This window comes from Nocardioides sp. P4_G10, from assembly GCF_056401175.1.
This window is the reverse complement of record NZ_JBFUJV010000016.1, coordinates 49767-72762: the sequence shown is the minus strand read 5'-3', so window position 1 is coordinate 72762 and position 22996 is coordinate 49767. Positions and strand designations below refer to the sequence as shown.

Genomic DNA, 22996 nt, shown 5'->3' with positions numbered 1-22996 from the left:
TAGGGAGCGCGCGTGCCGCGCCGCTTCACCCGCAGCGGATGAGCCCCGGGGCCCGGTCCCGTCAGGGCAGGGTGGCCGACGATCCGACGTCCAGCACGAGCGGCCGGCACGACGGCGCCTCGTGGGCCAGGGCCTCCTCGAACCGCGGGCCGGCGAGGTCCATCCAGCCGCGCGGGAACCGTCCGGCGACCGGGACGTGCAGGGTCTGCCAGTGCACCGGCACCGCAGCGCGCGCAGCCACGAGCCGGCACGCCGTCGCGGCCTGCTTCGGCCCCATGTGCCCCGGGGACAGGCGCGGCCCCCACCCGCCGACCGGGACGACGGCCACGTCGACCGCGGAGCCGGCCAGCTCCGGGTGGCCCTCCATCCCCGGGTAGAGGTCGGTGTCACCCGCGAGCCAGACGACGCCCGACGGGCCACGGACGAGGTGCCCGTTCGCCGCGTTGGGTCGGTGCGGCATCGGCCGGGAGTGGTGCACGGCGGGGACGAGCCGTACCGCCACGTCGCCGGCGGCGCCGACGGGCACCCACTCCCCCTCGCCCAGCCCACGCCCGACCAGGCCCTTCTTCGCCACCCAGACGGCGTTCTCCGGTGCCGTGAGCACCGGCACCCCGCCGAGCATCCTCAAGGACCCGACCTCGGCGTGGTCGTGGTGGAGGTGGGAGAGCAGGACGGCGTCCGCGCCGGACCAGGCCTCGCCCTCCGGAGTGGCGCCGCGGCGCCGCAGGATGCCGTTGTGCCGCCGCAGCAGGGGGTCGGACACGATCCGGACACCGTCCATGTCGACCACCACGGTGGCGTGCCCGAGCCAGGTGACGGTGATGGTCACGTCGGCCTCGAGGGAGGCGCGAGGCCGGTCACGGCAAGAGCCCAGGACGCGGCGTCACCAGGGCGACCCCCCCGTGCGCTTGCGTGCCGCACGTGCCAGGACGAGCGACAGCCGCATCGCCGTCCGCGCGTCCCGCAGCGAGCGACGTACGGCGGGGGACGTGAGGGTCAGCGCCAGCACGATGGACAGCCCGGCGGGGGCCCAGGCGGCTACGAGGCCCGCCGCGCCGACGGTCGCGAGGGTCGTCAGCGCGGACACGTCCACCACGACCCGCACCCGCGCGAGGTCGACCTTGCCGAGGCACGCGACGAAGAGCAGCACGGAGATCGCCACGCCGGCGAGCACGACCGCGCTCGGGACGACCCATCCCCACTGCACGACCGCCAGCAGCAGACCGACCGAGCTGCACCAGTGCAGGCACCGCCACCACGCCCTGTCCCGGCCCCGGTCGATGACGCCTTGCCGGTCCTCGAGCCACAGCTCGTGCGTCGTCCGGGCCATCGTCCTCTCCTCTCACTGCAGCGCGGCCGTGAGCCGCATCGTGTTGTCGAGGTACCGCTGCCAGGCCGAGCGCTGCTGCCACTCCTCGAGGGTCAGCTCGCGCGACAGCGTGCGGTAGTCGTCCTCGACCTTGCGGAACCGAGCGACGATGTCCGCGCCGGTGAGCATCATCGACACCTCGTGGTTGAGCGCGAACGAGCGCAGGTCCATGTTGCTGGAGCCGATGACCGCGACGTCGTCGTCGATGGAGAAGTGCTTGGAGTGGAGCACGGCCGGGGCGGGGTAGAGGTGGATGCGCACACCCGCCTCGAGCAGCGCCTGGTAGTAGGAGCACTGGGCGTGGTACACCATGAACTGGTCGCCCTCCTCGCTCACGAAGAGCTCCACCTCCACGCCTCGGCGAGCCGCCGTCGTCACGGCGTACAGCAGCGGCTCGTCCGGGACGAAGTAGGGACTCGTCAACGAGACGCGCGACTGCGCGGAGTAGATCAGGGCCGTGAAGAGCCGCAGGTTGTTCTCCGTGACGTAGCCCGGACCGCTGGGCAGCACCTGTGCCGTCACCCCGCCCGCGTGGGTCTGCGGCTTCGACGCCGAGACCTGCTCGGCCAGGCGCTCGTGGGTCTCGGTGAACCAGTCCTTGGCGAACACCGCGCGCAGGGCACTGACCGTCGGCCCGTCGATGCGGGCGACGAGCTCGACCCACTCGCGTCCCGCGGCGTGGTTCTTCGGTTTGTTGTAGCCCGGCTCGATGAGGTTCTGCGACCCCATGAAGGCCACTGTGCCGTCGACCACCAGGATCTTGCGGTGGTTGCGCAGGTCGGGGCGCCGGAACTCGCCCTTGAGCAGGCGCAGCGGGAGCATCGGACGCCACTCGATGTCCGAGGCGTCCAGGCGCTTCGCGAACTCGGCGTAGCCCGGGATGCCCCTGGACCCCAGGTGGTCGACGAGCAGTCGCACCTGGACGCCGCGGGCGGTGGCCGCGACCAGCGCCTCGAAGAAGGGTCCGGTCACGTCGTCCCAGGCCGTGATGTAGAACTCGACCTCCACCGTCGACCGGGCCGCGGCGACCTCGGCCGTCATCGCCGCGATGGAGTCGTGGTAGCCGGGGATCAGGTCGATCTTGTTGCCGCCTTGGAGGGGCAGCGCGCCGAGGTTGTAGTTGAGGGTGGCCATCGACGGGAGGTACGCCGGCTCGGAGACCGTCGTCGAGGGCAGGACCTCCGTCGCGGCACGGATGGCCGCGTCGGCCTCGCGCTGCCGCGCCAGCCTGCCCCTTCCCAGGTTCGTGCGACCCAGCACCAGGAAGACGACGAAGCCCGCCAGGGGCACGATCAGGATCAGGATCAGCCACGCCATGGCCGACGAGGGCTTCCTGTTGCTCGGCAGCACCCCGAGAGCCAGGAACTTGATCACGTAGTCGAGGACCACGAGTCCGGCTCCCAGGACCACCATGACGTCGGCCATCACCGCGCTCGCCCGTTCCGGTGGTGTCGGATCATCTGCACCCACCTCGCCATCGGGCCCGTCGGAACGACCGACGCGCGGTGTGGCACACCGTCCGCACGGCCTCCGGTCGAGTCTCGGACTCGACGGGCCCGGGCGTATCACCCCCCGCGAGTGAGCCGCTGCCGTCGCGCGTACCAGCGCCCGAGCGGGGCAGCGGACACGCCGTGGAGCACCACGCTGAGGAGGACGGTGAGCGTGACGACGGCGCAGGCCTCGACTGCGACCGGCGATGCGGTCCCGAGCTCCTCGACGGCGAGCAGGGCGAACACCACCGACGCGAGCCCCCGGGGCCCGAACCATCCCACGAACAGGACGGTCGACCTGTCGGTCGCGCTGCCCAGGAGGGCCAGTGCCACCGGCACCATCCGGAACACCGTGAGGCTGAGGACGGCGTAGAGGACGGTCGGCGCGGAGAGGTGATCCAGCGCCAGGGGGAGCATGGCCGCGCCGAAGAGGAACCAGACCGCGAGTGCCAGCAGCCGACCGACGAGCTCGGGCAGCTCCACGAGGTCCTCGCCCTCGGGGTCACCCGCGCGCGCTGCGTGGGTGCCAGGCCGCCAGGCCGCGAACGCGATCCCCGCGACGAACGCCGCGATGAAACCGTTGCCGTCCAGTGCGATGGCGCAGGAGAAGCTCGCGAGGGCCGCGGCCATCGTCGCCACGCGGCCCCCTCCCCCGGCGATCCATCCGCGTCGGGAGCACGCCGTGATCAGCCCGACGCCGAGCACCCCGACCACGGCGCCGACGAGGACCCCCAGCGCCAGCTCCGCCACTGCCCGGGCCTCGGGACTCGCGTCATGGCCGCCGATCCCGAGCCCGGCGGCGGCCACGGTCAGGGTGAACGCGACGACCGGGGTGGCGATGCCGTCGTTGAGGCCGCTCTCCACGTTGATGACGCGCCGGATCCGTTGCGGGACCCGACGGTCGTTGATCACCGGAGCGCTGAGCGCCGCGTCCGTCGGCGCGAGGGCAGCCCCGACGAAGCCGGCCAGTGCCCACGTGAGGTCGTCGAGGAGCACCGCCGCACCCACGGCCCCCAGCACGATCGAGAGCGGGAGCCCGATCCCGAGCAGCCGGGCCGGGAAGGCGAGGTCCTGCCGCAGCCGCGCGACGTTGACCTGCGCCGCGTCGGAGAACAGGAGCAGGGCGAGCGTCGTCTCCACCAGGAGGTGCATCCGGGGGACCTCGACGTCGACGGCGAGCACGCCCCACCCCGGGTTGGCGAGGACGTACCCGCAGGCCAGGAACACCAGCGCCGTCGGGACGTTGACGCGCTCCAGGAGGTGCGAGACCACCGCCCACGCGAGCACGAGGAGCATCAGGACGGCGAAGCCGACTTCCTCCATGTCCGTCCTCCATGCCGTCCTCCGCGGCGGGTCGTACCCCTTGCACCTTGGTTCTCCAGACGCCCGTTGACCTCACCCATGCCGGATGACGACAGCCGCATCGACGCGACCGAGCATGACGTGGTCAGGACCCGCGCGGACGCGGGTCGAGGAGGCGACGAGGGCGGGCAGGTGATCGCTCGTGCCGGCACGGAAGGTCGCAGTCCTCCAGGAGTGAGCTGATGCGCCTGCTCCCGGAGGAGCGCTCGGACGAGGTCAGCGCCCTGTCGCGCCGGGTCGCCGCGTCGTTCCTCGGCCAGTCCGTGCGGCGCTTCGCCCTCATGGAGGGCTTCGACCGCTGCATCGTGCTCTCGTCCCAGGCCCTGACCGCGCTGATCCCGCTCTTCATCGTCGTGGCCAGTGCCGCTCCGGCCGGGCAGGAGGACGTGATCGCTCGGTCGATCATCCGGAGGTTCAACCTGTCGGGCGCCTCGGCCGACGCCGTGGAGCAGCTGTTCCTCACCCCCGCCGGGGCGTCCAGCAGCGTGTCGGTGTTCAGCGCGCTGCTGTTGATCTACTCAGCGATGGCGTTCAGTCGCCGGCTCCAGTCGATGTACCGCGCCGCGTGGGGACGGACCAAGGCCGGCCTGCGCAGCACGATGTACGCGGGACTCGGGCTGGTCGCCTTCACCGTGATGATCGGCCTGTCCTACCTGGTCCGTGAGCTGGCCAGTCGGTTCCCGCTCGAGTGGCTCTGGACGATACCGCTCCAGGCCGGTGTCGGCCTCGTGCTGTGGACGTGCATCCCCTACCTCCTGCTCGAGCGGCAGGTGCACTGGCGTCGCCTGCTCGCCACAGGGGGCGCCTCCGCGGTCTGCATGACGATCCTCGCCATCGGCACGCCCATCTACATGCCGGGGATGATGGATCGTGCGACCGCCGACTTCGGCCTGTTCGGGGTCACGATCACGCTGCTCGGGTGGCTGCTGGCGGCAGCCGGCATCGTCATCGGCTGCGCCGTCATGGGAGCCCAGTTCGACTCCTCCGACGCGCGATGGCTCGTCCGGCTGAAGAACCGGTTCGCTCTCACCGACCCGGCGACGGCTGGCGAGTTCGTGGAGGCGGAGCAGCACGCCGACAGGGTCGTGGACGGCGGCCTCACCAGCGGCGACCTGCTGACCATCGTCCACGTGCTCGTGAACTGGTCGATCATGGCCGCGGCGGTGTGGGTCGCGACGGCACTCGTCCCGGGCATCACGGTCAACGGCGGGCTCGGGACCTATCTCGCCGTGTCCGTGCTCTTCGGACTGGTCAACGCGATGGTGGGGCCGGTGCTGCAGTGGCTGGCCGGCTCCCAGTCGTGGCTCCGGATGGGCGCCTCCGCACTCCTCGTCAACGGCGCCCTCTTCGCCGTCACGGCGGGCCTGAGCCCGAACCTGGACGTCGCGGGCGCGGGCAGCGCCCTGCTGGGTGCTGTGGTGGTCGCGGTGACGGGGACCCTGCTGGAGCTCGTGATCAGGCCGTCCGCGCCGAGCGGCAGCCCGTGATCGAGGCGCTCGCGCCGGTGGTCCGGGGTGCACCGCGGGCGGGCGTCACCCGCAAAGGGTGACGCGATCCGGCACCCCCGTGGCGCACGGTTAGACCCCCCGGCAACCCCCGGCAACCCCCGTCGACGAATCGAGGACCTCATGTCGAGATCGGCCTACGAGATCCGCGCCGTGGGCGACGTGCCCTCCGAGCTGCTGGACGACTTCGAGGGCGCGACCGTCTCGATCGACCCCGGCGGGTTCACGATCCACGTCGTGCTCGGCGACGACGCCGAGCTCCACGGGCTGCTGGCGGCGCTCAGTCGCGAGGGCTTCGCGCTCGTCGACGTGCGCCGCGAGCCGGACGTCTAGCCCCTGGCACGGCCCTTGGGGGGGCCCGGGACGGTCCCGGGACGGTCCCGGGTGCAGACGCCGCCCCGCCGAGGGCCGTATGGTCAAGATCGGGTCAAGAGCAGCTCGGGGGAGACGGGCAGCGGGAGGGGAGGCTGACCGATGAGCGCTTTCGGGCCGGAGCCGCCTGTTCGTGGTGCCGTCCTCGTCCCGCCCATGGACCACCTGTCGGACGTGAAGCTCCACCCGCCGTCCCGACGCGCGAGCTGGGTCGACCGACCGCGCCTGATGGAGGCCATGGCCCGGGCGGTCCGCCGTCCGGTCACCCTCGTGGCTGCTCCGGCCGGCTATGGCAAGACCACCATGGTGGCGCAAGCGCTGCAGGACGAGGAGTGTCCCGACGCCGCGTGGATCTCCCTCGACGCCGGCGACAACGACCCGGTGCGGCTGTGGAGCCACGTGGCCGCGGCCATCGAACGGGCGGGGTGCGTGCTGCCCCTCGTCGAACCCTCGCGGGTGTTCGGCCGGCGCCTGCAGGCGCCGCCGACCCTGCTGGCGACGATCATGGCAGCGCTGGCGGCCATGCCGGACGACCTGGTGCTCGTCCTCGACGACTTCCACTTCGTCCAGCTGACCGCACGCCACGAGGAGGTCGAGCTCCTCGTGCAGAGCCTGCCGGAGAAGGCCCACGTCGTGATCATCACCCGGTCCGACCCCGGACTCCGGCTGGGGCGGCTGCGCGTGTCCCACGACCTGGCCGAGCTCCGGGCCGAGGACCTGGCCTTCACGCCGGAGGAGGCGGGCCAGATGGTCACCCGCACGGGCGTCGCCCTCTCGGACGACACCCTCGCCGAGCTGGTCGAACGGACCGAGGGCTGGCCCGCGGCCCTCTACCTCGCCGCGCTCTCCCTCGCCGACCGACCGGACCCCGACGACTTCGTGCACCGCTTCAGCGGGAGCAACCGGTTCATCGGGGACTACCTCACCGAGGAGGTCCTCAGCCGGCATCCGGAGAGGCTGCGGGACTTCATCCTCGACGTCTCGGTGCTGGACCGGTTCTCGGCTGCTCTCTGCGACCACCTGCTGGGACGCAGTGACAGCGCGACGATCCTCAACGACCTCGAACGCGCCAACCTGTTCCTGGTGCCGCTCGACGGTGATAGGACGTGGTTCCGTTTCCACCAGCTCTTCGCCGCCGTCGCCCGCAGCGAGCTGGAGCTGTCGCGCCCCCAGCGCATCGAGGAGCTCCACGCCCGGGCCGCCGAGTGGTACTCCGCCCACGGTCTCGTCCCGGAAGCGATCTCGCACTGGCTCGCGGCCGGAAGGACACCGGACGCATCCGAGCTCGTCCAGGCCAACTGGCTGCGGTTCGTGGACGCCGGTCAGGCCGCCACCGTCGAGGGGTGGCTCCACGTCCTGGGTCCCGGCGACGGCGCTCCCCCGGCCCACGTGACGGCCGCCTGGATGGCCGGCCTGGCCGGTGACGAGCAGGCGATGGGGAGCCACCTCCGCGCGCTCGAGGGCCTGGACGACTACGGTCCGCTGCCGGACGGCTCCCGGTCGGTCGAGTCCGCCACGTCCCAGATGCGCGCCATCTTCGGCTTCGGCGGCCCCGTCGACATGATGGCCGCGGCGCGACGCGCCGCCGAGCTCGAGACGGACGGCCGGTCTGCCCAGTTCGGCATCGCCCAGGCAGCGCTCGGTCATGCCCACTACCTCCAGGGCGAGCTCGACCAGGCCATCCCCCACCTGCGAGCGGCCACCCGGACCGACGGCGCGCCCGGGATGATCCGCATCCTGGCCCTGACCCTCGAGTGCTTCGTGGAGAGCGAGCGGGGCAACGCCACGCATGCACGCGAGTGCGCGGAGCTGGCCATGGACGTGCTCGACGGCCGAGGACTGGGAGCGGCACCGCAGGCCGCGTGGGCCTACGTCGCCCTGGCGCAGGCGCAGGCCGACGCGGGCAAGTCCGACGACGCCATGCGCACCCTGGAGCTCGGCCTCTCGACGCGCCGGCTCGACAACGCGCAGGCGGAGTGGGGACCCATCCACCACCTCCTGGTGAGCGCGAGGATCGCAGCCCGCCTGGGCCACGCCGCTCTCGCCAGGGACCTGCTGGCGGAGCTCACCCAGCGCATGAGCCGCTTCACCGACGGGATGACGGCGATGCGCGCGCGGGTGGACGCAGTCAGGAAGCTCCTCAACGACCTCGACGCCCTCGAGGTGCTCGGCGAGCCCCTCACCGAGCGCGAGATCGACGTCCTCCGCATGATGCAGGGCTCACTGAGCCTGCACGAGATCTCGGTCGAGCTGTACCTGTCGCCCAACACCGTCAAGTCACATGCCAGGGCGGCCTATCTCAAGCTCGGCGCCCACTCGCGAGCCGATGCGGTGCGGATCGCGCGCGGGCAGTCCCTCATCTAGTCCACCCGGCCTCACCCGGGTGAGATCACGCTGCGGGTGTTCCCGCCTCACCCCGATGTGTGGCTAATTGAGCGGTGCCCGCTCGTCGCCGACCTGGGAGCCACGACATGTCACTGCACCCCCCTGCCCGGCAAGCCCCCTCACGCCAGACCCACCCGCCCGCCTGTGTCGCCAGCCCCAGCCTGCCACGGCCCCGCGCCACCGGTCATGAGCTGGCCCCGCCCACCTGGGGATGGGCACTGGTGGAGATCCGGGCCGACGGCTCCTGGGGAGAGCCACGCGTGATCCCGGCGCCCGGGGCCGTCGAGCAGCCGCTCGCGGACGTGCGGCCGACCGACCAGGCAATGGTCCCCTCCAGCATCACCGAGCTCAGCGAGCTGCTCAAGACCCACCTCGCGGCCGCGCGGGTCGAGGACGCGGGCCGCGGCGAGGTCGCCGCGGTGCTCTCCCGGGGAGCGGACGCCGCGACCCCGGAGACGCGCAGCCGGTTCCTGGGCCCCCTGGCCCACGTCGAGGCGCTCCAGGGCGACCTGCGGCGGGCCGAGCGCCACGTCGAGCAGGCGCAGTCCGGCCCCGTCGACCCCCACGGCGCCCCCGGTCGTGCCCACGCCCTCCTCGCCCAGGCCTGGATCGCCCTCGAGCGCGCCGACTTCCCCGGTGCCCGGCGCCACCTCGACACGTTGGACGACGTCGTGCGTGGGCACGACACCTGGCTGGCGACGAGCCACGTGCTGCTCGACGCGAAGCTGTCGATCGCGGTGGGGGAACCCGAGGCCGCGACGCGGCTCCTCGCGGCCCGGGAACGAGCGGTCCCGGCTGCTGGCTCGAACTGGCTCTCCGAGCTGGTGACGGTCGTGCGGGCCGAGGCGCTGATCGCGTCGGGCGAGCCACACCGGGCGATGGCGTTGCTCACCCCCGTGCCCCAGCACGCCGTGGTCGAGGCCATGGTCATGGCGGCGCTCGCACGGCGGATGATCGGTGACGTACGCGGCGCGCTGGCCGTCCTCAGCCGTGCGGTCACCGACCTCGACCACGCTCCGCTGGGCCTGCAGATCGAGGCGTGGCTGCTCGAGGCACGGATGGCCGAGGAGCAGCGGCGACCCGAGCGGGCACGACTCCTGACCGACCGCGCCCTCCGCTCGGCCACGGGCGAGGGGATGCGCCGCGCGTTGATGCGGGACGGGGCATGGCTGCGCAGGACCGTGGAGCGTGACCCCGCCCTGCTGCGGAAGCACCGCGAGTTCCTTGCCACCTGCCCGGGGGACGACAGCGGGACCGGGCGTCCGACGCCCGTCGCACCGACCCTCGGCGTGGACGCCGACCAGCTCCGTTCCTCGCTGCTCACCGAACGCGAGAGCCAGGTCCTCGAGCTGCTGGCGCAGATGAACTCGACGGAGGAGATCGCCGCAGCCCTCTTCGTGTCCACCAACACCGTCAAGACCCACCTCAAGGGCATCTTCGGCAAGCTCGGGGTCAACCGTCGGGTGGACGCCGTGCGCCACGGCCGGACCCTCGGCCTCTGCTAGCCCGAGCCCACCAGGGCGGGAGTGCCCACGCGGTGCACCCGTGCCAGGCCTGCCCCGCAGTCGGTGCAGGCCTGGAGGAACCGGTGGAGCTCACCCGCGACCAGAGTGAGCCGCACGAGCGTCTGCTTCTGCACGGGGTAGTGCGTGCACTTCAGGTATCGCAGGGAGGTCCCTCCCAGCTCGCCGACGACCCGGACCTCGTACAGACCCGCGCCGGCGAGGCTCGTGCTGGTGGCGCGGTGCTGGTCCCGGGCCGCACCGGGATCGTCGTCCTCGACGCTCATCACCCGGTGCACGTCCGTCAGGGTCAGGCCGAGGCTGCCGATCTCGACGAGCAGCGCGCTGAGCTCCTCGGGTCCCTCGACCCGGCGCCGGAGGGCGGTCTGGGCCTGGGTGCTGCGCACCGTCATGCCGGGGTAGAGGGCGCGGAGCGCGTCGTCGGGACGCCGCGTCAGCTGGACGTCGTACTCGAACTCTTGCTCCTCGTCGACCATCACGCCACGGTGCTCCGTCGGCGGGGTCCTCGCGTCACCCTCGGGGGGTGAGGCCGTCCCAGTGCGCTGTCTTCATGCTGAGGGAACGAGCACGACGAGAGGGAGGCAGGCCGATGGCGACACCGAGCCCGGTGGCATCGCAGGACCGCCACGAGAACCGTTCCACGGGCGGTGCATGGTCGGGCTGGATCATGTTCGCCAGCACCATGATGTTCATCCTCGGGTGCTTCCACGCGATCGCCGGCTTCGTCGGCATCTTCGACGAGGACTACTACCAGGTCGGCGAGAACGGCCTCGTCGTGAGCGTCGACTACACGACGTGGGGGTGGATCCACCTGATCCTGGGCATCCTCGTGGCCTGCGCGGGCGGGGCGCTCCTCCGGGGTGCGATGTGGGCCCGGATCGTGGCCATCGTGCTCGCGGTGGCGAGCTCCATCGCCAACCTCGTCTTCATGCCGGCCTATCCCCTCTGGTCGCTCATCATGATCACCGTCAACTTCGTGGTGATCTATGCCGTCACGGCTCACGGTGACCGTCGATCCCTCGACGGCTACTGAGCGGCAGGCGTCGCGTGACTCGGCGCCCGTCCCTGTCCCGTCCCGTCCCGTCACACCAGCGTAGGAGTACGTAGACATGTCAGATGACTTCGGTTTTTGGGACGTGATGGTCTCGATCTTCTGGTTCACGATCCTGCTGGCCTGGATCTCGCTCCTCATCCACATCCTGGCCGACATCTTCCGGGACGACAGCATGAGCGGTGGCAAGAAGGCCCTCTGGACGATCTTCATCGTCCTCGTCCCCTGGCTGGGAGCCCTCGTCTACATCATCTCGAACGGCGACTCCATGAACCGGCGCAACCGTGAGGCGGCGATGGCGCGCATGGCGGTCTACGACTCGCAGCGACCGCCCTCGACCCAGGTGTCGGAGGAGCTCCGGGGCCTCGCCGAGCTGCGCGACAGCGGCGTCCTGTCCCCCGCCGAGTACGAGCAGGCCAAGGCCAAGGTCCTGGCCTGACCGGACCGGACCGGACCGGACCGGACCGCGAAGGTCACGGCTGCCCCGCCGCGGCATGCTCGAGCGGCCCGACACAGGAGGAACGATGGGATTTCGCGACCGGGGCCTCGACGGCCCCACGTTCCGGATGCGCGAGAAGCTGGTCGCGATCGGGGACGACTTCTGGATCGAGGACGACAGCGGTCGCCGGCTCTTCAAGGTCAACGGCAAGGCTGCCCGGCTGCGGGACACCTTCATCCTGGAGGACGCGAGCGGCAACGAGCTGTGCAAGATCCAGGAGAAGAAGCTCTCCGTGCGCGACAAGATGACCATCGAGCACGGCGCCATGACCGCGACGGTGCACAAGCGACTCCTCGGCATCCGCGACCACTACATCATCGAGGTGGACGACGGCGAGGACCTCAAGGCGCACGGCAACATCGTCGATCACGAGTACGAGATCGAACGAGACGGTGACACGGTGGCCAAGGTCTCGAAGAAGTGGTTCCGCGTCCGTGACACGTACGGCGTCCAGCTGGCCGAGGGCCAGGACGTGGCCCTCGTCCTCGCCATCACGGTGTGCGTCGATGCGATGGCTCGGGGCTGACCGCGCGCTCCGGAGGGGTCACCCGCCGCGGATGATCCGCGGCTCGCAGCGGCCTCACTAGCGTCGAGACACCGGGCACTGGCTCGCTCGCTGAAGGGGTGATGGGGATGACGCGTGGTGCGAAGCTCGACACGAGGCGGCGGTCGACGTGACGGCGGGGGACGTGGCGGCGCGTGCCAAGGTGCCGACGACCACCTACATCTCGTGGGTGGCCCTCGCCATGATGACCACCAGCTCGGTCGCCAGCCTGCGCGCGGCGCCGACCATGGCCGTCTACGGCCTCGCCTGCGTGTTCCTGTACCTCCTCCCCGCCGTCGTCTTCCTGCTGCCGACGTCACTGGTGTCGGCCGAGCTGGCGTCCGGCTGGGAGGGCGGCATCTACAAGTGGGTGTCGGAGGGCATCTCGAAGYCGATGGGCTTCCTGGCCGTGTGGTGCCAGTTCGCGATGACGATCTTCTACTATCCGAGCCTGCTCGGGTTCGTGGCCAGCACGCTCGCGTACGTCTTCAATCCTGAGCTGGCCAGCAGTGGCGTGTGGACAGCAGCCGTCATCATCGTCGTCTACTGGTCCGGCGTGTGGATCTCCTCGCGCGGCACCAAGGGCGTGGCCGGCCTGGCCAGCGGTGGCCTCATCATCGGGACCCTGATCCCCGGCGTCGTGCTGGTCCTGCTCGGCATGGTCTTCCTCGGACAGGGCAACGAGTCCGCGGCGCCGATGACCGCCGACAACATCTTCCCCGTGTGGGCAGGTCTCTCGAGCCTCGTGCTCATCGTCAACAACTTCCTCTCCTACTCCGGCATGGAGATGAACGCGGTCCACGTGGGGTCGTTGAAGAACCCGGGCAAGGAGTTCCCGAAGTCGATGTTCCTGGCCATGGGCCTGGTGCTCACGATCTTCATCCTGCCCGCGCTGGCGATCAGCTGGATCGTTCCTGCCGAGGAGCTGTCCCTGACCGCTGGCGTCATGCAGGCCTTCGACGCGGTCTTCGCGAACTTCGGCTGGCAGTGGCTGACCCCGATCGTCGGCATCATGCTGGTGGCCGCCTCGCTGGGCGGCATGCTGACCTGGCTCGCGGGCCCCTCGAAGGGCCTGCTGCTGATCTCCCGCCAGGAGGGCTACCTGCCGCCGTACCTGCAGAAGCTCAACAAGAACGGCGTGCAGCAGAACATCCTGGTCGTCCAGGGTCTCGTCACCACGGTGATCGGCCTCGCCTACGCCCTGATCCCCGACGTCTCCAGCGCCTACTGGGTCTTCTCGGTGATCACCACGCAGGTCTACCTCATCATGTACCTGCTGATGTTCGTCGCGGCGATCCAGCTCCGACGGAAGGAACCCGACCACCCGCGCGGCTACCGCGCGCCCATGCTGATCGGGATGTGCGGGATCGGCTTCGCCGCCTCCCTGGCCGCCCTGCTCGTCGGCTTCGTCCCGCCGTCGCAGTTCGCGGACGGCAACGCCGGACTGTACTTCGCGATCGTGGGCGGCGGCGCGCTCGGGCTCGGGCTCCTGGTGCCGTTCATCTTCTACAAGATGCGCAAGCCCAGCTGGAAGCAGCCCGAACCGGAGGAGGTGATCGCGTCATGAGCACTCCTGCCGAGACCCAGAGCCCGCGCGAGCGCAGCTGGATCTTCATCGCCGTCCTGGTCCTCCTCGCGGTGATCACCCTCGCCGGCGTCCTCGCCTTCAGCCGCGGGGTCAATGACGCGCAGGCCCAGAACAAGGCCAACGAGCTCATCAACGCGCTCACGGAGGTCGGAGCCCGCACTCCCGACGTGGACCAGGTCGCACGTGTCCTGGGCGACGACGGCGGCGCCACCTGCGAGAACCCGAACGAGGCACTGAGCCGGGCCGTCCTGCTGTCGCAGCTCACCAACGGGGCGACCGGTCCCGGGCAGAGGCCGGTGATCGCGGACAGTCGGGTCGTGCAGGGCCAGCTGCTCATCATCCAGATCTACTGCCCCGACGAGCTGGACGACTTCAAGGACTTCGTCGGTGACCTCAAGACCGACGACGTGGCGGGCTCGTGACCACGGACCTGCGCGCCCGTGTCGCCGAGCTGATGCCGCAGGCGAAGGAGGAGCTGGCCGAGCTGGTCGCCGTCCGGTCGGTCGCCGACCCACGCCAGTTCCCACCGGAGGAGTGCGACCGGGCGGCCACCTGGGTCCTCGATCACTTCGCGGCCCTCGGCTTCACCGACGCGCGGCTGGAAAGGACAGCGGACGGCAGCAACGCAGTGGTCGGCTCCCGACCGTGCGCGCGCGCCGACGCACCCACGGTCCTGCTGTACGCCCACTACGACGTGCAGCCGCCCCTCGACGACACCGCTTGGGAGACGCCGCCCTTCGAGCTCACCGAGAGGGGCGGGCGGTGGTACGGGCGCGGGACAGCGGACTGCAAGGGCAACATCCTCATGCACCTCCTGGCACTACGTGCCCTGGGTGAGGACGTACCGGTGAACCTCAAGCTGGTGGTGGAGGGCTCCGAGGAGCAGGGCACCGGCGGGCTCGAGGCCTTCGTCGTCGAGAACCCCGACCTGCTCCGCGCGGACACGATCCTCGTCTGCGACACCGGCAACGCAGCCGTGGGCAAGCCGGCGGCGACCGTCAGCCTGCGCGGGATGGTCAACGTGGTCGTCACGGTGGAGGCACTCGCCTCCGAGGTGCACTCCGGGATGTTCGGCGGCGCGGCCCCGGACGCCCTGGCGGCGCTGGTCGCCATGCTGGCCACCCTGCGGGACGCGGACGGCAACACCACGATCGAGGGCCTGGACAACACCAGTCGGTGGGAGGGCGAGCCCTACCCGCCGGAACAGTTCCGGGGTGACGCCGGGCTGCTGGAGGGCGTGCGGCTCCTCGGTGACGGCACGGTGTCGGACATGCTGTGGGCTCGTCCGTGCGTCACCGTGCTCGGCATCGACTGCCCGCCCGTGGTGGGCTCGGCGGCCGCGATCGTGCCGAGGACGGCGGCGCGGCTGAACCTCCGCATCCCGCCCGGGCTGTCGCCGGACGTGGCTGAGAAGGCGCTCACGGCGCACCTCCACCACGCCGCACCGTGGGGGGTCCACGTCACCGTCGAGGTCGAGGCGACCGGCTCGCCGTTCCGGGCCACGATCGACGGACCGGCGTACCAGGCGATGGGCGCGGCGATGTCGGAGGCCTACGGGACGCCGATGGTCACGCTGGGGCAGGGCGGCTCCATCCCGCTGTGCAACGTCTTCACCGACACCTACCCGGACGCCGAGATCATCCTCATGGGCGTGGAGGAGCCGCAGGCGTTGATCCACGCCCCCAACGAGAGCGTCGACCCGACGGARATCTCCGCCATGGCGCTGACCGAGGCGCTGTTCCTGCAGCGCTACGCCGCCGCCTCGAGCTGACGGGCACGTGCTTGCTTCCCTCGGCCGGGCTACGTGGCCGCAACCACCCGCACGCCGGGCGGGAGGCGCGAGCCGTCGCCGACCGCGTCGTCGAGCCACAACCCGATCACGCCAGCCAGCTCCGTGGGGTGACTGAAGTTCACCGCGTGTGCCGCTCGGTCGATGACGGCGATCGTCAGGTGCTCCGGAGCGAGCCGGGCCACCTCGCGGATGCGGTCGGGAGACGGCAGGAGGGGATCGCGGGTCCCCAGGACGGCAAGGGTCGGGACGGGCGTGTTCAGCAGTCGCTCGAGCGACGGGAAGCGGGTCAGCTCGCCGAAGAGACGCAGTCCGTTGAGGGGCCCGAACCTCACGTAGTCGGGCACGGCGACGGGAAACATCCTCGTGCTCTCACGGAAGACGTCCTTCGCCAGCTGCCCGACGGCGCGGCCCATGGGTTGGTTGTGCACGCCCCCGGCCGGCGAGACCAGCACGAGCCGGTGCACCCGCTCGGGCGCCTTGTGGGCGACCTCCAGGCTGACGGCGCAGCCCATCGAGTTCCCGACCAGGACGGCCTTGTCGATGCCCAGACCGTCGAGGATCGCGATCGTGCTGTCGGCCAGGCCCGGGATGTCGAGGACGCGATCCCGTCGCTCACTGCGCCCGTAGCCGGGCAGGTCCGGGACCACGTTGACCCCACGCGCGGCCAGGGCTCGGGCGGTCGGCATCAGGTAGGCGCCGGAGATCGCGAACCCGTGCAGGTGGACGAGGGCGACCCCGTCCTCGGTGGTGCTGCGCCGGTAGTGGACCGACGTCCCGCCCACCTGGATCTGCTCGTCCACCCAGCCGTCGCCTGGTCCCCGGTGGGCCTTCATGGGCCGAGGCTAAGCGAGGATGGTCACGCATGGGGATAGAACCCGCCGAGGACTGGCGCCGCGGCGATGCCGTGGACACACCGCCCCCGACCTCGCCTCCCACGTTCGAGCTCGCACCGGACGACGTCTCCGGCACACCGCTGTGGCCCGTCCAGCAGATCGTCGACGGCGCGTTCTTCGTGATCGGCACGGTGCTCGTCATGTGGCTGGGGTGGATCGTGGTCACCGTCGGTGTCGACGACGGCTGGTACGTCATCGGCTCGGTGTTCCTGTTCTGGGTGCTGCTGGCCTACGTGGGGCTCCCCCGCCTCCAGGAGGTGCTCTCGAAGGTCTACGTCCCCGACTACTTCATCGGGCGGTCCCTCACCGACATCGGTGTGCTCGGTGACCCGATCAACCTGGCTCTCGACGGCACCGAGGCGGACATCCACGCCGCCATGCTCCGCGCCGGCTGGACCCGTGCCGACGAGCTCACGATCCGCTCCTCCTGGCGGATCGTGGTCTCGTCGGTGCTGCGCCGCCCGTATCCGGAAGCCCCCGTCTCGTCGCTGTTCCTCTTCGGGCAACGGCAGGCGTTCGCCTACCAGCAGGAGGTCGACGGCAATCCGTCACAACGCCACCACGTGCGTTTCTGGCCGGTCCCCGACGGCTGGAAGCTGCCCGGTGGGTTCGAGGTGCAGTGGCTGGCCGCAGCGACGTACGACAGGGCGGTCGGCATCTCCCTCTTCACCCTCCAGGTGACGCACCGGGTGGACGCCGACATCGACATCGAGCGCGACTACGTCATCGACACGGTCCGCTACGCGGCCCCGGACGTCTCCCTGCGCGTCATCAAGGACTACTCCAGCGCCTTCACCACCCGCAACGGTGGAGGCGACGTCGTACGCACCGACGGCAGCCTGCCGATCCTGGACCTGACCACCCTCCAGGCGCCGGTGCCGGACCGGCTGGAGCCGGCAGACGACGCGTTGTCGCGCGCGGTGTCCCACCGCGTACCGCCACCGACCCTCCTGGCCGCGGCCGCGTTGAGCGTGGGCAAGTCCGCGGTGACCCTGACGGCCGTGTTCGCCGCCGTCGTCCGTGGCGACAGCGCCCCAGCCGCCGCCTCGACCTTCGAGATCGCCGTGATGGGGATCAGCGCGCTGTGCCTCGTCGGGCTGTGGGCGTTCATGCTCGCTCACCATGCCTGGGCCCGGTTCGCCCTCATGGTCGTGTGCACCGTGGAGGCCGTCACCCAGCTGGTCGACCTCGGCGCGGCCGACGAGGTCCACTTCTCCGTCCTGATGAGCACCGCGATCACGGTCCTGATCCTCATCGCCGTGAGCTCGGACGGAGCCCGCCGCTGGGTGAGGCTCGATCGGCGGCCCTGAGCCGACCGAAGGCGGTTCGGTCGTGGTGCGTCACCTCGGGTGACCGTCCGTCGTTGTACCGACCATGAGACGTCCGTCGGTGGGCCGTGCCGCTGGTGTCCCATGGAGCCACGGCGGCCGCGCGACCGAATGCCGACAGCCCCCGCACCTGCTCTTCTCGCAGGTCAGGGGCTGTTGCGGACTTGGTGGGCGATACTGGGTTCGAACCAGTGACCTCTTCGGTGTGAACGAAGCGCGCTACCACTGCGCCAATCGCCCAAGCTCGGCAGAACCGTATCCCATCGTGCGGCCCGGGCCGGAATCCGGGTCAGCTGTCGGCGCCGACGGTGCGGTCCTCAGCCTTGCGACCGCGGGCCTTGATGTCGCTGCGCAGCTCGTCGGCCTTCTCGGGGTGGCCGTGGAAGCGCCGGTAGCTGTAGATGATCAGGCCGACCGCGATGAGGGCGGACGCCACCTGGGTGACGCCGGTCCAGACCCCACCGGGCAGCCACCACGTGTCGGCCAGCGGCCACCAGTCCGGGGACGGCGGCTTCATGATCCAGAGCACACCGCACGCCGCCAGGACGATCGCCCCGAGGCAGGAGGCGACGATGCGGGGCCAGGTCTCGACGCTCTCCGCGGCGCCGAGCATCGCCCGCAGCCGGACCGGCTCGACCCGCCGCTCCGCCCAGTCGTACTGCTGGGAGAGGAGTGCGAGGCCGGCGAAGATGCCGAGCAGTCCCGGGCCCGGCAGGAAGATCGCCGCCACACCCAGCACCAGCAGGGTCCACCCCAGGACCTCGAGCACGATGCGCTTGGCTGCCCCCGTCATGGGAAGAACCTACCCGGGGGGACCAGAGGTTTCGCAGCAGCCGAAAGGCCGGGTTACCGTCAAGTTCGCCATGAGCCAACATCAAGATCCGGTCTGGACCAGCCCGGGTCATCTTTTGCCGTTTTGCATCACGAGGGTCGGGGCATGCCGTCTCATGAGCACGCAACCTCGGAGAAACCCTCACTTCGGGCGATCACAAGGAGCTCTCGATGAACCTGTCCGGTAGCGGGCACACCCTGTCCGACGTCGCGTTGGACATCACCGTCGAGTGCATGGACGACCGCGGCATCCGCCACGAGATCGACACCGTGCTCAGCTACGCCGCCTCCGACCCGTTCGCGGTCGCGATGACGTTCGTCACCTCTGACGGCAACCTCGTGTGGACCTTCGGTCGCGACCTGCTGATCCGTGGTACGGAGGCTCCGGCCGGCGACGGCGACGTGCACGTCTCACCCGCGATCGGCCTCAGCGGCCGCGCCATGGTCTCCATCGAGCTCAGCTCCCCCGACGGCCACCTGGTGCTGCTGGCTCGCGCCGCGGACGTCGTCGACTTCATCGCGCGCACCGTCGCGGTGGTCTCCCCCGGCACCGAGTCCGACGTCTTCGACGCGGACATGCTCATCAGCCAGCTGCTCGCTTCCTGAGCCAGCCTCGGCCTCGCGGGGCTACACCCGCGAGTGCTGCGCGACCCAGCTCGCGTGGAGGCCTGCGTAGACGCTGCCGGCCTGCGCGACGAGCTCACGGTGCGGCCCACGCTGCACCACGCGGCCCTTGTCGACCACGATCACCTCGTCGGCGCTCTCGGCCGTGGACAGCCGGTGCGCGATGGTGACCGACGTCCGTGACTGCATCAGCCGCTCGAGGGCGCGGCCGATCTGCATCTCCAGCGCCGGGTCGACGGCGCTGGTGGCCTCGTCGAGGACCAGGAGGTCGGGGTCGGCGAGGTGCGCGCGCAGGAGCGCGACGAGCTGCCGCTCGCCGGCCGACAGCGACTCGCCGCGCTGGCCCACCTGGGTGTGGAGCCCGCGCGGGAGGCCGCGCAGCCAGTCGTCGATGCCGAGCTCGACCGCCGAGGCGCGGATGTCGTCCTCGGTCGCGTCGAGCCTGCCGTAGCGCACGTTGGCCGCGATCGAGTCGTCGAAGAGGAAGCCCTCCTGCGGCACGAGCACGACGCTGCGCCGCAGGGACCGCGCCTCGATGCGGCGTACGTCGACACCGTCGAGCAGCACGGCGCCGTCGGTCGGGTCCATCAGGCGGGTGAGCAGCTTGGCGAAGGTGGACTTGCCCGAGCCGGTCTCCCCCACGATCGCCACCCGGGTGCCCGCGTCGATGGCCAGGTCGACCTCGCGGAGGACCGGCGGCCCGCCGGGGTAGGCGAAGCTGACGTCGGCGAAGCGGACGTCGATCGGACCCCGCGGGAGGACCTCGCCGTCGGCCCCCGGGTCGATGAGGTCGGCAGGCGTCTCGAGGATGCCGAGGACGCGGCGCCAGCTGGCGATGGCGTTCTGCGCGTCGGTGAGGATCTGGGTGCCCATCTGCACCGGCCCGACGAACAGGGTGACCAGGAACGCGAAGGCGAGGACCCGGCCGGGCGTCATGTCACCGGTGAAGCCGAGGAGCACGCCGATCACGATCACGCCGGCGTTGGCCAGGCCGGCCGAGAGGCCGCCGAGGGAGAACGACGTGACGGTGTAGGTCTGCGCGTGGGTGTAGGCGTCCTGCCAGTCCTGGATGGCGGTGTCGATGCGCGCCTGGGTGCGGTCCTCGACGCCGTAGGAGCGGACCACGGCGGCACCGACCACCGGCTCGGAGATGGCGCCGAGCAGCACGCCGACCTGGTGGCGTACGACGGTGTAGGCGGCCGACAGCTTCTTCTGGAACCAGCGGATCGAGAGGAACAGCGGCGCGAACGACAGCCAGACCACCAGCGCGAGCTGCCAGCTGTAGACGACCATCAGCACGGTCGCGACCAGCATCTGCCCGATGCTGACGACGAAGATCAGGCCGCCGAAGACGAGGAACTGGCTGACCTGGTCGACGTCGCTGGTCACGCGGGAGACCAGTGCGCCGCGGCGCTCGGTGTTCTGGGTGAGCAGCGGGAGGTCGTGCACGTGGCGGAACGCCTTCGTGCGCAGCGTCGCGAGCCCGCGCTCGGAGGTGGTGAAGAGCCGGCTGGTCATCAGGTAGGACGCCCAGCTCGTCACGGCGATCGCGAAGGCGGCGAGCACCCCCATCCAGACGACGTAGTCGAGGCGGGGACCGCCGGGGCCGTTGAGCCCGCGGTCGAGCGTCTGCTGGACCGTGATCGGTACGACGATCTGGCCGCACGAGGCGATCACGGCGAAGAACAGCGTGAGCCCGAGGCCCTCGCGCAGCTCGGGTGAGTACTTCATGCCGAGGCGGAGGGTCGCCATGGCGCCGATGTCCTCGCCGGTGTCCATCCGGGTCCCGGAGGTGGGTGCGACAGCGCTCATTCCGGGGTCCCCACGGCGTTGTCGGACGAAGGAGCGAGGCGGAGGAGGGCGAGAAGGTCGTGGGGTGGGTTCATGATCGGCTCCCTCCGTCGGTGGCGGATCCCGCGTCGGCATCGAGCGCGGCGTCGGTCTCGTAGGCGTTGACCAGCTGGGAGTAGGCCGGGCTGGTGGCGAGCAGCTCGGCGTGGGTGCCCCGGCCGACGATCCGGCCGTCCTCGAGGTGCAGGACCTCGTCGGCCAGCGAGATCGTCGCCTTGCGGTAGGCCACCACGACGAGCGAGGCGGCCGAGTCTCCCCCGTCCTCGTCCCGGTCGTCGCGCAGCGAGGCGAGGATGCGCGCCTCGACCTCCGGGTCGACCGCGGAGGTGGCGTCGTCGAGGATCAGCAGCCGCGGACGGCGTACGAGGGCACGAGCGAGCGAGAGCCGCTGGCGCTGGCCACCGGAGAGCGAGGTGCCGCGCTCGCCCAGCTTGGTGTCGATGCCGTCGGGCAGGGCGGCGACGAAGCCGTCGGCCTGGGCGGTGCGCAGCGCGGCCCACACGTCGGCGTCGGGGACGTCGGCGCCGAGCGTGACGTTGCCCCGGACGGTGTCGTCGAACATGAAGGCCGTCTGGGGCACGAGCGCCACGTCGCGGGGCAGCGCGCCCTTGCGGAGGCCCTTGAGGTCGTGACCGTCGATGCGGATCCGGCCCGCGTCGGGGTCGACCAACCGGGTCATCAGGCTGGTCAGCGTGCTCTTGCCGGAGGCAGTCGCGCCGACCAGCGCGACGGTGCGCCCGGGGCGTACGTCGAAGTCGACGCCGCGCAGCAGCGGCGCGTCGGCGTCGTAGGAGTAGTGGAGGTCCTGGACCTCGAGGAGGGCGCCCGACGTGAGCACCGGCAGCTCGTCGTCGCCGTAGGACATGTTGCCGGTCGCGTCGAGGACCGCCTTGGCACGGCGGTAGCCCACGACCGAGCGCGGGAACTCGCCGAGCAGCCACCCGATCGCCCGGATCGGGAAGGAGACGATGGTCAGCAGGTAGGCGACGGTCACCACGTCGCCGGCCTCGGTCGCGCCACTGGCGACGCGGGCGACGCCGACCGCCAGGACGACGAGGACGCCGAGGCTGGGCAGGCTGGCCAGGGTCGGGTCGAACACCGCCCGGATCCGGCCGGCGCGCACGTTGACGTCGCGCAGCTCGTGGGCCTTGGCGCGGAACCGGTCGGTCTCCTCGACCTCGCGCCCCAGCGTCTTGACCACCATCGCGCCGTCGAAGGACTCGTGGGCGATCTCGCTCACCTCGGCCCGGAGGCCCTGGGCGCGGGTCATCAGCGGCGAGGAGTAGTGCTGGTAGAGCAGGTTGGCCGCGACGACGGCGGGGAAGACGAGCAGGCCCACGACGGCCAGCACGACGTCGGCGATGAACATCTGCACGACCGCGATGACCATCATCACGACGGTGCCGAGCGCCATCGGCAGGGGCATGATCGGTGACCACGCCGCCTCGACGTCGGAGTAGGCGTTGGAGAGCAGCTGGCCGGTCGGGTGGCGCTGGTGCCACTCCATCGGCAGGGACAGGTACTGACGAGTCACGCCGCGGCGCGTGTGGGACTGCATCCGGTAGTACATGATGCCGCCGCCGAGGCGCCGGGCGACGATGCCGACAGCGCGCAGGATCGCGACGCCCATGAAGAGGGCGACCACCATGACCAGCATGTCGGTGCCGATCTCGCCGGTGTCGAACGCCGGGATCAGGACGTGCTGGGTGGCCCAGCCGAGCACCCACGCGTCGGCCACGGTGAGCACACCGAAGAGCACGGCACCCAGCGTCGCGACCGTGAAGACGATCGGCTCGCGCTTGATGCCGACCCACAGGACCCGGAAGCCGTCGAGAGTGGTGGTGCCCCGCAGCTCCGCGTCGTCGCCCACAGGTGTCGCCCGCCTCCTCGTCGTCCGGTGTCTCCGCTGGTCAGTTGCCGAGCGCAACCAACCAACCGGGCAAGGCTATTCCTCGGCACCGACACTCCGCGAATCGAAAAGCGTCTCGA

General features: G+C 70.9%; 21 protein-coding genes and 1 tRNA gene. 12 read left to right on the top strand and 10 right to left on the bottom strand.

The window, feature by feature from the left end; genetic code table 11:
- Window positions 1-61: 61 nt before the first annotated feature.
- From AC1DP1_RS16565 to AC1DP1_RS16550, 4 genes are all read right to left on the bottom strand, one after another.
- Window positions 62-829 carry an MBL fold metallo-hydrolase gene (locus tag AC1DP1_RS16565; protein WP_477507746.1) on the bottom strand — a complete coding sequence of 256 codons (768 nt, stop codon included), beginning with the start codon at window positions 827-829 and terminating at the stop codon, window positions 62-64.
- 54 nt (window positions 830-883) lie between these two features.
- Window positions 884-1330 (bottom strand): hypothetical protein, encoded by a 447-nt coding sequence (locus AC1DP1_RS16560; RefSeq protein ID WP_477507745.1) that lies wholly within the window; start codon window positions 1328-1330, stop codon window positions 884-886.
- 12 nt (window positions 1331-1342) lie between these two features.
- Entirely contained in the window at window positions 1343-2794 is a 1452-nt protein-coding gene (cls, locus tag AC1DP1_RS16555; protein WP_477507744.1) for a cardiolipin synthase, read from the bottom strand.
- A 140-nt stretch (window positions 2795-2934) separates the two neighbouring features.
- A complete protein-coding gene (locus AC1DP1_RS16550; protein ID WP_477507743.1) occupies window positions 2935-4182 on the bottom strand; it encodes a cation:proton antiporter in 1248 nt (415 codons plus the stop codon).
- Window positions 4183-4403: 221 nt separating this feature from the next.
- On the opposite strand from AC1DP1_RS16550, the gene AC1DP1_RS16545 reads away from it, so the two are divergent.
- The 4 genes from AC1DP1_RS16545 (at window position 4404) to AC1DP1_RS16530 (ending at window position 9988) form a co-directional block, all read left to right on the top strand.
- Window positions 4404-5708 (top strand): phage holin family protein, encoded by a 1305-nt coding sequence (locus AC1DP1_RS16545; RefSeq protein WP_477507742.1) that lies wholly within the window; start codon window positions 4404-4406, stop codon window positions 5706-5708.
- A 141-nt stretch (window positions 5709-5849) separates the two neighbouring features.
- A complete protein-coding gene (locus AC1DP1_RS16540) occupies window positions 5850-6059 on the top strand; it encodes a hypothetical protein (RefSeq protein WP_300045228.1) in 210 nt (69 codons plus the stop codon).
- A 141-nt stretch (window positions 6060-6200) separates the two neighbouring features.
- On the top strand, window positions 6201-8462 hold the full coding sequence (locus AC1DP1_RS16535; protein WP_477507741.1) for a helix-turn-helix transcriptional regulator: 2262 nt from the start codon (window positions 6201-6203) through the stop codon (window positions 8460-8462).
- Window positions 8463-8704: 242 nt separating this feature from the next.
- Window positions 8705-9988 (top strand): helix-turn-helix domain-containing protein, encoded by a 1284-nt coding sequence (locus tag AC1DP1_RS16530; RefSeq protein WP_477507740.1) that lies wholly within the window; start codon window positions 8705-8707, stop codon window positions 9986-9988.
- Here AC1DP1_RS16530 and AC1DP1_RS16525 read toward each other — a convergent pair.
- Window positions 9985-10482, bottom strand: coding sequence for a hypothetical protein (locus AC1DP1_RS16525; protein ID WP_477507739.1), 498 nt, complete (start codon window positions 10480-10482; stop codon window positions 9985-9987). The two genes, AC1DP1_RS16530 and AC1DP1_RS16525, sit on opposite strands and share 4 nt — an antisense overlap.
- A gap of 191 nt (window positions 10483-10673) precedes the next feature.
- On the opposite strand from AC1DP1_RS16525, the gene AC1DP1_RS16520 reads away from it, so the two are divergent.
- The 6 genes from AC1DP1_RS16520 to AC1DP1_RS16495 all read left to right on the top strand — a co-directional run bounded on the left by AC1DP1_RS16520 (window position 10674) and on the right by AC1DP1_RS16495 (window position 15459).
- Window positions 10674-11039: a DUF7144 family membrane protein gene (locus AC1DP1_RS16520; protein ID WP_477507738.1), complete on the top strand. Its 366-nt coding sequence runs from the start codon at window positions 10674-10676 to the stop codon at window positions 11037-11039.
- Window positions 11040-11115: 76 nt separating this feature from the next.
- Window positions 11116-11496, top strand: a complete 381-nt coding sequence (locus AC1DP1_RS16515; RefSeq protein WP_457185563.1) for an SHOCT domain-containing protein — start codon at window positions 11116-11118, stop codon at window positions 11494-11496.
- A gap of 85 nt (window positions 11497-11581) precedes the next feature.
- Complete coding sequence (locus AC1DP1_RS16510; protein ID WP_477507737.1) at window positions 11582-12082, top strand: LURP-one-related/scramblase family protein; 501 nt, start codon at window positions 11582-11584, stop codon at window positions 12080-12082.
- A 148-nt stretch (window positions 12083-12230) separates the two neighbouring features.
- Complete coding sequence (gadC, locus tag AC1DP1_RS16505) at window positions 12231-13667, top strand: glutamate/gamma-aminobutyrate antiporter GadC (protein WP_477507736.1); 1437 nt, start codon at window positions 12231-12233, stop codon at window positions 13665-13667.
- Complete coding sequence (locus tag AC1DP1_RS16500; RefSeq protein WP_477507735.1) at window positions 13664-14110, top strand: hypothetical protein; 447 nt, start codon at window positions 13664-13666, stop codon at window positions 14108-14110. Before gadC ends, AC1DP1_RS16500 begins: the two co-directional genes overlap by 4 nt.
- Window positions 14107-15459: a M20/M25/M40 family metallo-hydrolase gene (locus AC1DP1_RS16495; RefSeq protein WP_477507734.1), complete on the top strand. Its 1353-nt coding sequence runs from the start codon at window positions 14107-14109 to the stop codon at window positions 15457-15459. The genes AC1DP1_RS16500 and AC1DP1_RS16495 overlap by 4 nt, the downstream gene beginning before the upstream one ends.
- A gap of 29 nt (window positions 15460-15488) precedes the next feature.
- Here AC1DP1_RS16495 and AC1DP1_RS16490 read toward each other — a convergent pair whose 3' ends face one another.
- Entirely contained in the window at window positions 15489-16313 is an 825-nt protein-coding gene (locus tag AC1DP1_RS16490; RefSeq protein WP_477507733.1) for an alpha/beta fold hydrolase, read from the bottom strand.
- A 29-nt stretch (window positions 16314-16342) separates the two neighbouring features.
- Here AC1DP1_RS16490 and AC1DP1_RS16485 point away from each other — a divergent pair, with 29 nt between their 5' ends.
- Window positions 16343-17683 (top strand): LssY C-terminal domain-containing protein, encoded by a 1341-nt coding sequence (locus AC1DP1_RS16485; protein ID WP_477507732.1) that lies wholly within the window; start codon window positions 16343-16345, stop codon window positions 17681-17683.
- A 183-nt stretch (window positions 17684-17866) separates the two neighbouring features.
- Here AC1DP1_RS16485 and AC1DP1_RS16480 read toward each other — a convergent pair.
- Window positions 17867-17941: transfer RNA gene (locus AC1DP1_RS16480), tRNA-Val, on the bottom strand.
- A 49-nt stretch (window positions 17942-17990) separates the two neighbouring features.
- Entirely contained in the window at window positions 17991-18494 is a 504-nt protein-coding gene (locus AC1DP1_RS16475; RefSeq protein ID WP_457185549.1) for a PGPGW domain-containing protein, read from the bottom strand.
- A 209-nt stretch (window positions 18495-18703) separates the two neighbouring features.
- Between AC1DP1_RS16475 and AC1DP1_RS16470 the strand changes: the two genes are divergently transcribed.
- Entirely contained in the window at window positions 18704-19138 is a 435-nt protein-coding gene (locus AC1DP1_RS16470) for an SsgA family sporulation/cell division regulator (protein ID WP_477507731.1), read from the top strand.
- Window positions 19139-19159: 21 nt separating this feature from the next.
- Here the strand turns inward: AC1DP1_RS16470 and AC1DP1_RS16465 are convergent, their stop codons facing one another.
- Window positions 19160-20968, bottom strand: coding sequence for an ABC transporter ATP-binding protein (locus tag AC1DP1_RS16465; RefSeq protein ID WP_477507730.1), 1809 nt, complete (start codon window positions 20966-20968; stop codon window positions 19160-19162).
- 70 nt (window positions 20969-21038) lie between these two features.
- The gene (locus tag AC1DP1_RS16460) at window positions 21039-22877 is read right to left on the bottom strand and encodes an ABC transporter ATP-binding protein (RefSeq protein ID WP_477507729.1); all 1839 of its coding nucleotides are present in this window, start codon (window positions 22875-22877) and stop codon (window positions 21039-21041) included.
- Between the last annotated feature and the right edge of the window lie 119 nt (window positions 22878-22996).

Excerpts from the sequence above, each read along its gene's own strand:
- AC1DP1_RS16560 (WP_477507745.1), bottom strand. The coding sequence starts at position 1,330 with ATGGCCCGGACGACGCACGAGCTGTGGCTCGAGGACCGGCAAGGCGTC.
- cls (WP_477507744.1), bottom strand. The coding sequence starts at position 2,794 with ATGGCCGACGTCATGGTGGTCCTGGGAGCCGGACTCGTGGTCCTCGAC.
- AC1DP1_RS16550 (WP_477507743.1), bottom strand. The coding sequence starts at position 4,182 with ATGGAGGAAGTCGGCTTCGCCGTCCTGATGCTCCTCGTGCTCGCGTGG.
- AC1DP1_RS16545 (WP_477507742.1), top strand. The coding sequence starts at position 4,404 with ATGCGCCTGCTCCCGGAGGAGCGCTCGGACGAGGTCAGCGCCCTGTCG.
- AC1DP1_RS16540 (WP_300045228.1), top strand. The coding sequence starts at position 5,850 with ATGTCGAGATCGGCCTACGAGATCCGCGCCGTGGGCGACGTGCCCTCC.
- AC1DP1_RS16535 (WP_477507741.1), top strand. The coding sequence starts at position 6,201 with ATGAGCGCTTTCGGGCCGGAGCCGCCTGTTCGTGGTGCCGTCCTCGTC.
- AC1DP1_RS16525 (WP_477507739.1), bottom strand. The coding sequence starts at position 10,482 with ATGGTCGACGAGGAGCAAGAGTTCGAGTACGACGTCCAGCTGACGCGG.
- AC1DP1_RS16520 (WP_477507738.1), top strand. The coding sequence starts at position 10,674 with ATGTTCGCCAGCACCATGATGTTCATCCTCGGGTGCTTCCACGCGATC.
- AC1DP1_RS16515 (WP_457185563.1), top strand. The coding sequence starts at position 11,116 with ATGTCAGATGACTTCGGTTTTTGGGACGTGATGGTCTCGATCTTCTGG.
- AC1DP1_RS16510 (WP_477507737.1), top strand. The coding sequence starts at position 11,582 with ATGGGATTTCGCGACCGGGGCCTCGACGGCCCCACGTTCCGGATGCGC.
- AC1DP1_RS16500 (WP_477507735.1), top strand. The coding sequence starts at position 13,664 with ATGAGCACTCCTGCCGAGACCCAGAGCCCGCGCGAGCGCAGCTGGATC.
- AC1DP1_RS16490 (WP_477507733.1), bottom strand. The coding sequence starts at position 16,313 with ATGAAGGCCCACCGGGGACCAGGCGACGGCTGGGTGGACGAGCAGATC.
- AC1DP1_RS16485 (WP_477507732.1), top strand. The coding sequence starts at position 16,343 with ATGGGGATAGAACCCGCCGAGGACTGGCGCCGCGGCGATGCCGTGGAC.
- AC1DP1_RS16475 (WP_457185549.1), bottom strand. The coding sequence starts at position 18,494 with ATGACGGGGGCAGCCAAGCGCATCGTGCTCGAGGTCCTGGGGTGGACC.
- AC1DP1_RS16470 (WP_477507731.1), top strand. The coding sequence starts at position 18,704 with ATGAACCTGTCCGGTAGCGGGCACACCCTGTCCGACGTCGCGTTGGAC.
- AC1DP1_RS16465 (WP_477507730.1), bottom strand. The coding sequence starts at position 20,968 with ATGAGCGCTGTCGCACCCACCTCCGGGACCCGGATGGACACCGGCGAG.